Origin of the sequence: Psychrobacter sp. AOP31-B2-9 (assembly GCF_052378005.1) — a bacterium.
In the GTDB taxonomy this organism is placed as follows: Bacteria; Pseudomonadota; Gammaproteobacteria; order Pseudomonadales; family Moraxellaceae; genus Psychrobacter.
In genome coordinates this window covers 1-8334 of record NZ_JBQSXG010000127.1, presented here as the reverse complement: position 1 = coordinate 8334, position 8334 = coordinate 1, and the positions used below count along the sequence as shown (strand labels likewise).

Below are 8334 nucleotides of genomic sequence, written 5' to 3'. Positions count from 1 at the left end.
GAGTGTCGAATACTGGCGTACAAACTTTGTAGCCCGTAAACCAGCAAAAACAGCGCACCTGCGAATCTGGCGATATCTACAGCATGTGGATAACGAGCTGTCACCGCGCCAAATCCAGCAACACCTGCTGAGATTAATAGTGCATCGCTGACGGCACAGAATAGGCAGATAAAAAATATGTGTTCACGTTTGATACCTTGCTTCAGTACAAAGGCATTTTGTGAGCCAATCGCTAAGATAAGCGATAGTCCAAGTAAAAAGCCAGAGGTATAATCGGTCACATTCATCATAATGGGCTCATCATTCAGAGAATAGATGTGTTTAAGGCATAGGAATATTGACACTTTGCTTACTGGCAGTGCCAAAAAAAGCTGTTAAGATACGTTATTGAATCAATATATGCAATACGAGCACAATGTGAGTGCGTGGGATAAGAGGCAAGGTAGGTCATGGTAGTAAGTTTGACGAGAATATTCCAGTCATTTGGACAAGAATCCGATGACCTGCCAACACAAGCGGCCAAGAACGCTCAGGAATTGGGCGCCAGTCAAGAAATAGAATTAGAGGCCGCTAATATTGATAGTGTTGGTACTAACAATGCTGATGATGGAAGTGTTGATGGAGGCGAGCAAACTAACCATAAGTCTTCTCCGCTGACGCCGCCCGAGCGTGCCAACCGTATTTGTGATGCATTGGCGCAAGTGAGTGATATCCGAACCCCCACGCCTTTGACCGATAGATACCTGTCCAATCGTGCTCAAATGCGCCCAACCAATAGACCTCCTTTTGACCCAGATACCTTATGGTATCTCAAACATGGACGCTGTCCGATTATGACTGAGCTTATTGACGTGGTCGACGAGGCCACCCTAAATGCCATGCCGATTGAGGCTGTCGCGATACTAGACCGAATCAACGGTAAGTTAAAGCGCTACCGTGAATGGAGTAGTGAACTTAATGAGGCGCAGCAACAGCAGCATAATGAGCGTCAGTTCGTCATCGACAAGCTGGTGTCGGAAAGTATTCCAGAAGCATTACATCATTATGAGCAATTGCAGCGGTTCAGCCCGCATCGCACCAAAAACAACACATTACAAGGCAAGATGACCGCCGGTGGCATGTTAACTGATTTGTTTTTAGAGATTGATTACGAGCTTGACGAGCTGTTAGATGAGCTACACCAAACGGTGATGAACCGTCTAGCCTCTACGCATCGTTATGTCAAAAGCCGTACACAAAGTTAATCAATGATCAAAACGCGTCTAGCGTTTGTGAAAGTACGCCTTTTATCTTCATGAGATTGAGATATATTTTGAGATTAATTGATCTCATATAGCTAAGTAAGGTTTTGATAGAGTCTTATTTTTAATAGGCTAGGGCATGTTATCAACTAGCACATTTAGTGGTTTTAAAATGGTTAAATTTTGCCAATACGTTCATATCAACGGCAAATTTTTCCTTATTTATCTACGATTTTTCAAATTTTAAGCTTTACAATCTAATTGGTGGTACGCCTTAAAGCACAAATAACAATAAAATTGCCAAGAAATTCTGTTAAATAATGAGGACTGTCTAATGACCCAAGTTACTGCAATGCTCTTTGCATTTGTTTTGTATGGACTGTTACCTATAGCTGGGTTATATCTAGGATATCGTACCATCAAAAAAGTCACTGCTCCTAAGATGCTAGCGTATGAGGCCATGCCGCAGTTGGGCTATATTCCCGAAAAAAGCTTGCCAGTGGAAGTTAGAACGGCACTCACTAAAATCAATGAAAAAGGTGAGAAGCTGCGTGTCATTTATGGCGATACCAATAATGATGGAAAAATTGACGATAAAGATACTATCAGTGAAACCTATATCATGATTCAAAACTTAATGGATAGGCATGTACCACTTGCTGTGGCTGATTATCGCCGTTTACATGATATAGACAACGGAATCGCTGACACGACTAAAATTAAGCATTCTAATGTTACAGGGAAATAGGCGCTGCTAGAGGTGCTTGAGACAGTTGATACTCAGTTTGATGATTTACTTAATGCCTCATATCATCAAGATGGTCAAAAGCTATTAGCAACCAACCGCTATCTACAAAAACGCTTTGATAATCCAGCTCCTGATTCAGTCATCAACGGCTATAAGACTGCTGATAGCAGCATATCTACTATTGAAGCACCTACTACTAAGTCTTCTAGTAGCGCTAAAGCCAAGGACATCACCTTGTGAATGACGTAGTATTCATGCGAGAGCCTAATAGGATAAATGAGAGTGTTATAAATAAGAAATAGTGAGTGTATATGAGTATCTTAATCGGGGCTGCAATCGTTACGACGGTCACCGCTTTTTACTTGGGGAAAAAAGGTTGGCAGGCTTTCCATAAAGCAGTCGGTATTACCCCTGGAGTGCTTGTTTATCAGAATGATGCTGCGCCACTGTCATTATCTAAATTAAGCTGGCAGCAACTAAATTTAAATAAAAAATATTTGCAAAACTTGTCAGAGCAGCAACTGCGCCAACTAAAATGTATCGATGAAAAAGTTAATAGCTATCAATCTTATCAAAAAACACGACAAGATCAGCATAAAGGATCTGTGGTAACAGAACAGCAGTTTGTACTGAATAAGATGTTGTACACTCGGCTGCCTGAAATGCTTGCTAGCCATCACCAGCTAGTTACTATGAATAAAAGCACTGATAATGTGATGAGTAGTGAAAAAAAAGTGGAAGCCAATCAGCTATTAGAGAGTGTTTTCAATAATATTGAGCAACGTTTGGATCAGTTATTGGCGCAAGTAGACACACAGCAGCTGCAAGAATTACGAGCTATGAAAAAGTATATTGACAGTCACGATAGCTAAGCCTACGTCGTCAGGCTTATCATCTCTTACTATAAAATACACACAAGAAAGCAGCCAATGATGAATAATCATTGGCTGCTTTCTTGTGTGTCACTTTAAACATATAGCTTTAAAACGATAAGAGTCTCAACATAATGATTACTTAGCGTTTATTGTTGCGATCACGGGTATTACGTGTACCACGGCTGGCAGGACTAGCACTGCTTTTAGGTTTTGCACTGCTTTTGCGATTGTCGCTACGACTATCAGTAGTGCGACGCGCTTTAAGCGGCTTGCTTCTGATACGTTCTTGCTTCTCTTTAGCCGCACCATGCAGACCAGTACCATAACGTGGGCGCAAGCTTACTAAGTCTGTCAAGGTATTGATGTCTTTTCTATCCAGTTCTAAGAAACGACCGGTACGCAGCTCTTTTGGCAGAGCAATCGTACCATAGCGGGTGCGTAGTAGACGGCTTACTTTTAGGCCTTGTGACTCAAATAAGCGACGTACTTCACGGTTACGCCCTTCTTTTAGCTGGACGTGATACCACTTATTGACACCTTCACCACCACCTTCTTTGATGTCTTCAAACTGTGCTACACCATCTTCTAGCATGACGCCAGCAGTCAGTGTGCGGGCGATATCAGGCGTCACTTCACCCAATACACGTACGGCATATTCACGAGTGACTTCACTAGATGGGTGCATCAAGCGATGCGCCATTTCACCATCATTGGTAAATAATAATAGGCCAGTTGAATTAATGTCCAAGCGTCCAACCATGACCCAGCGATCATGGGTTAGCTTTGGCAAACGTTCAAAAACGGTTGGACGGCCTTCTGGATCTTTGGCAGAACAGACTTCGCCTTCAGGCTTATAATAAGCGATAACACGGCGACGCTTTTCGTTTTCAGAGGTGTATTTGATCTGACGACCATCAACACGAATCTCATCGCCTTGCTCGACACGATCACCAATGGTTGCTGGACCGTTATTCACAGTGACGCGACCGGCTTTGATAACTTCTTCCATTTGACGGCGTGAACCAAGCCCCATACGGGCAAGGGCTTTTTGTAGTTTTTCGTCTTTCATAATGATTTCCTGGAGTCGGTGGGTTTACATTTCTCAATGTAAAAAATTGGATTGAGTATTATACGCTATTTAGCACTACTTATCAGCAGAGTTACAAATTATTATGATGGGTTGCGTACGGAATATTTATATAGAAATTATAGAGTTAGGTGCGACTATATTATGCTTGATTGTATTTCATTGACATATATTTCAGATAGATAGTAAGTGATAACTTCGAATAACTGCTTTTATTATATTTATAAAAAACAACAATACAATTTAATATACATATTAATAATAAATCATTGATTGTCATAAAACTTTTGTCTTGTTATTATATTCACTTAAGCGGATAATAGTATTGTTATTTTATCTCTCAAAAAAACGAACAAGCGCACTATTAATGATTGTTAGATCATATATTTGAGTGCTCCATATATCAAATATATCTGAGATATTTATAAATGATAGTGCCTAAATATCAGGCGCTTATGTTAGTAGGTAAGCCGTTACTTTATAGTATCTTTACCATGTAATCGTAGTAAACAGCTGAATATTTCTTAGCTATTATAGAGACTGATAAGGTCGTTATTATGCATCACTCCTCCAAAATTGTTTGTTCACTATTAGTCATAGTCTTTGGTCTTGTATCAGGTTGTGCTACGACGGTAAGTGGTGGACTTAAATCTGGAGATTTACCACCTGTAGGTGATTTTACAGCAGAAAATGGTTTGCAGTTTAATATACAGCCTTTGAATTTAGCGACTTTACCAGTCAAGCAAGCGCCCAAAATTAATAATGATATTTATCAATTGATTCAGACATCGGGTCGAGTCGACTATCGTATCGCCCAAGGTGATGTTTTAAATATTAATTTGGTTGATTATCCAGATCTAACGCCATCAGGTGTTAGCAATACTAGCAACCCTTATGCTTCAGGGTTTCCTGTAGATCAACAAGGATTTATCCAGTTTCCTCTTATTGGACGTATTAAGGCTAGCGGTATAAGCGTGCCTCAGTTTACGGCAAATTTACGAGGACAACTGCAACGCTATTTAAAATATCCAGACCCTCAGGTGAAGGTCGTTAACTATCGTGGCAATAAGTTCTTTATTGATGGTGAGGTCAACCAACCAGGTGAGTTTGTTATTGCGGATACGCCTGTTTCGTTATATGGCGCGATTTCTATGGCAGGCGGTGCGACAGCTACAGGTGATTCAAACAGTATCGTATTGAACCGTAAAGGCAAGAGTTACAACATTGGCTTGCAGTCATTGCGAGAGGTTGGGTCATCAGGAAACCAAATCTATTTGCGAGATGGCGACTCAGTTCATGTGAATAGCCAAAGCCGTAATAAGGTTTACGTATTGGGCGAGTTTGGAAAAGTTGAGCCTGTAGATATTCCTGAGCAAGGATTGAGTTTGGCTCATGCATTAGGCGAGTCAAGAGGGCTTGATTCTAATACCGCGAACGCAGCTAAGATATATATCGTTCGTGACAATCCTGATTATCAGCGCACCAATATTTATTATGTTGATATGCAGACTATTACTAGCTTTGCGCTCGCCAACCGCTTTGATATGCAACCCAATGATATTTTGTATGTTGATCCAACAGGTCTGGCACGCTGGAACCGAGTCATCAGCGCGTTATTACCTTCTACCTCTGCAATCAATGTTATTTCAGGGTTATAAGCAAAGCGATATATTATGGCATTTGACAATATTTTAGTGGTTTGTGTGGGTAATATTTGCCGTAGCCCCATAGCAGCGGCCATCATGAGTGAGCAGTACCCAAATAAGCACATTGACTCTGCAGGAGTATCGGCAGTTATTGGTCATTCTGCTGATCCAAAAGCTGTGGAGCTGATGGCAACGCATCATACAGATATAAGTAAGCATATTGCTAAACAGATCAATCAAGAAATGACAATAGCGGCAGATCTCATTCTGACTATGTCAACCAACGAAACCAAGTGGATAGAATCGCAGTGGCCACATTGCCGCGGTAAAGTCTTCAAAATTGGTCATTGGCTAGATAAAGATATTGAAGACCCTTATGGTCACGATGTGTCAGCATTCGAGACTGCCAGAAAAAATATTATTAGTAGCCTTGAGCTGTGGGCTGACAAAATTAGTTGAGTAGCGAGTGTATGAGTAAAGAGTCACAAAAATCCTCAGAATCTGTCAGCGATCGAGATAACGATGAGATTGACTTATTAGCCTTGCTTTGGGTGTTATTACGTGGCTGGAAAATGATCGTTATTTTTGCGCTACTGGGTTTGACGATTGGCGTGCTGTATAGCCGCTATGTAAACCCGACATTTCAAGCGGATGCCTTGTTGCAACTTGATGACCAAGATCAAGGTATCTCGGCACTTGGAAGCAATATTTCTGAGTTAGTGGCACCACAAGTTAGCAAAGCGGATACAGAGGCAGAGCTCATCAGATCACGAATGATTTTAGAGCCAGTGGTTAATCTATTGCATTTGCGTATTCGTCTAGATGATCAAAACGTCAGTTATATCGATAGAATCAAAAGAAGTCGTACTAATACACAAATAAATACGGCTGAAGGCGTCGCGTTAAAAACTGATAAAGGTCAGGCAAATATCAGCCAGTTTGACGTCTCGCAAGCCTACCTAAACCGTTCATTTACTTTGGTTAGGACTAAAACAGGTTTTTTACTTAGTAATGGCAGTGATAATTTTAAAGGATTGTTGAATAAGCCGTATAAGTTTAAAGGGGTTGATGGGACGATTCAAATCACGGTAAACGATTTACCGAGCATTCAATATCCTATTAGTATTACCAAGCAGTCTTTACAATCTACGATTAGTGCTATTAATAGTGCATTGTCAGTGGTAGAAAAAGGGCCGCAAACAGGTGTCATTCAAATGTCGCTGACAGGGCAAGATCAAAAGCAAGTCAGTTTGATTTTGAAGCAGATTGTTTTATCGTATGTCGACCAAAACCAATCTCGCGGTTCTGAAGAGACGACTAAAACGATTACTTTTATGGAAACTCAGATTCCTGCGCTCAAGAAAAAACTTGAAACGTCTGAGGTTGCATTTAATGAGTTTAGAAAAAAATATGGCACCATTGATGTTGCCAAAGAAGCAGAATTATTAGTCACAGAAAGCTACCAAATAGACAGTCAGCTCAATGAATTAAAGCTCAAAAAAGCCGAACTAACGACGTATTACACCGAAGAGCATCCATTAGTAGTTCAGATTAATGACCAGCTAAAAGTACTAAATGATAGAAAGAAAGAGATCGATGCGACCGTCGGCCGTTTACCTGAGATACAGCGAGAGTTTTTAAAATTATCGGAAGACGTCAATATCAATCGAGAAATTTATCTTACTATGCTCAAAAATTATGAGCAGTTAAAAATTGTCAAAGCAGGACAGATTGGTTTTGCTCGTATTATTGATTTACCGATTAGTACCTTTAACGCCATTGCTCCCAAAAAGTTACAGATATGGATACTTGCAATGTTACTGGGCGGTATGCTCGGAACCATGTTGGTATTGTTCAAGAACTTATTTCGTAATGTGGTTAAAGATCCTGATAACTTGGAATCTAAGACAGGTGTGCCAGTTATTGCCACGGTGCCACGTTCCAAACCATTGCTACGACTCACAAAAAATAAGTCAGCCCCTAACCGGTTACTCACTTATATTGACCAAGATAGTTTGAGCTATGAAGCCATCAAAAGTTTAAGAACGTCGTTGATGTTTGGCATGCCAGGACAAGATGATACAGGCTCACAGGCCAAGGTCATTCTAATATCTGGAGAGAGTCCAAAAGTAGGTAAGTCTTTTATTGCAGCCAATTTGACAGAAGCATTTGCTCAGCTCAATAAAAGAGTACTTATTATGGATGCTGACATGCGTTTGGGTGAGTTGCACAAAATATTTAAGATTGAACAAACCACTGGACTGGCCGAGTATTTCTCGCAGGATGATGTCACCGTAGCTGGTGTTGTCCATCATACCAATATCAATAATATTGATTTTATGCCACGTGGTCAGCATCCACACGACCCTTCCTCGTTGTTGGCTAGTGATAAGTTTGGTGAGTTAATGGCAAAACTGATGGCGAGCTATGACTATATTGTCATTGACTCACCACCTATATTGGCCGCGTCAGATGCGATCATACTGTCACAACATGCGGATAAAGTGTTAGTAGTGACCAGATACAACGATTCATCAGAAGGGCAATTGGCGTATGCCATCAAGCGAATGAATAAGGCCGATGTTCAGGTGGATGGCATTATTTTGAATGATATACAGCAAGGTATTATGGATAAACACAGTTATCACTACAGTTACGCGTATGGTAAAAACCGCTAGTTAGCGTTATGTGTTTATTACTTAGAATCAATAAAATTTAGGTAGGTGGGTCTTATGTT

9 protein-coding genes are annotated in these 8334 nt (G+C 40.6%); 7 read left to right on the top strand and 2 right to left on the bottom strand.

Annotated features, from left to right (window positions below):
* A partial coding sequence (locus tag ACT3SX_RS12125) for a LysE/ArgO family amino acid transporter (protein WP_444526181.1) occupies positions 1-290 on the bottom strand: 290 nt, incomplete at its 3' end.
* A gap of 171 nt (positions 291-461) precedes the next feature.
* On the opposite strand from ACT3SX_RS12125, the gene ACT3SX_RS12120 reads away from it, so the two are divergent.
* The 4 genes from ACT3SX_RS12120 (at position 462) to ACT3SX_RS12105 (ending at position 2861) form a co-directional block, all read left to right on the top strand.
* A complete protein-coding gene (locus tag ACT3SX_RS12120) occupies positions 462-1244 on the top strand; it encodes a hypothetical protein (protein WP_225739276.1) in 783 nt (260 codons plus the stop codon).
* 331 nt (positions 1245-1575) lie between these two features.
* A complete protein-coding gene (locus tag ACT3SX_RS12115; RefSeq protein ID WP_444761758.1) occupies positions 1576-1989 on the top strand; it encodes a hypothetical protein in 414 nt (137 codons plus the stop codon).
* Positions 1990-2001: 12 nt separating this feature from the next.
* On the top strand, positions 2002-2229 hold the full coding sequence (locus ACT3SX_RS12110) for a hypothetical protein (RefSeq protein ID WP_444761757.1): 228 nt from the start codon (positions 2002-2004) through the stop codon (positions 2227-2229).
* Positions 2230-2300: 71 nt separating this feature from the next.
* Complete coding sequence (locus tag ACT3SX_RS12105) at positions 2301-2861, top strand: hypothetical protein (RefSeq protein WP_192520273.1); 561 nt, start codon at positions 2301-2303, stop codon at positions 2859-2861.
* Between the two features lie 142 nt (positions 2862-3003).
* On the opposite strand, the gene rluB is transcribed toward ACT3SX_RS12105, so the two are convergent.
* Entirely contained in the window at positions 3004-3933 is a 930-nt protein-coding gene (gene rluB / locus ACT3SX_RS12100) for a 23S rRNA pseudouridine(2605) synthase RluB (protein WP_192520272.1), read from the bottom strand.
* Between the two features lie 575 nt (positions 3934-4508).
* Between rluB and ACT3SX_RS12095 the strand changes: the two genes are divergently transcribed.
* From ACT3SX_RS12095 to ACT3SX_RS12085, 3 genes are read left to right on the top strand one after another with little or no spacing between them, the layout of a single operon-like run.
* Positions 4509-5609 (top strand): polysaccharide biosynthesis/export family protein, encoded by a 1101-nt coding sequence (locus tag ACT3SX_RS12095; RefSeq protein WP_225739275.1) that lies wholly within the window; start codon positions 4509-4511, stop codon positions 5607-5609.
* 15 nt (positions 5610-5624) lie between these two features.
* Positions 5625-6056, top strand: a complete 432-nt coding sequence (locus tag ACT3SX_RS12090; RefSeq protein ID WP_192520271.1) for a low molecular weight protein-tyrosine-phosphatase — start codon at positions 5625-5627, stop codon at positions 6054-6056.
* Positions 6057-6067: 11 nt separating this feature from the next.
* Complete coding sequence (locus ACT3SX_RS12085; protein ID WP_192520270.1) at positions 6068-8275, top strand: polysaccharide biosynthesis tyrosine autokinase; 2208 nt, start codon at positions 6068-6070, stop codon at positions 8273-8275.
* The last annotated feature ends 59 nt before the right edge of the window (positions 8276-8334 follow it).

Coding starts and splice junctions, on each gene's coding strand:
- ACT3SX_RS12115 (WP_444761758.1), top strand. CDS start 1,576: ATGACCCAAGTTACTGCAATGCTCTTTGCATTTGTTTTGTATGGACTG.
- ACT3SX_RS12105 (WP_192520273.1), top strand. CDS start 2,301: ATGAGTATCTTAATCGGGGCTGCAATCGTTACGACGGTCACCGCTTTT.
- rluB (WP_192520272.1), bottom strand. CDS start 3,933: ATGAAAGACGAAAAACTACAAAAAGCCCTTGCCCGTATGGGGCTTGGT.
- ACT3SX_RS12095 (WP_225739275.1), top strand. CDS start 4,509: ATGCATCACTCCTCCAAAATTGTTTGTTCACTATTAGTCATAGTCTTT.
- ACT3SX_RS12090 (WP_192520271.1), top strand. CDS start 5,625: ATGGCATTTGACAATATTTTAGTGGTTTGTGTGGGTAATATTTGCCGT.
- ACT3SX_RS12085 (WP_192520270.1), top strand. CDS start 6,068: ATGAGTAAAGAGTCACAAAAATCCTCAGAATCTGTCAGCGATCGAGAT.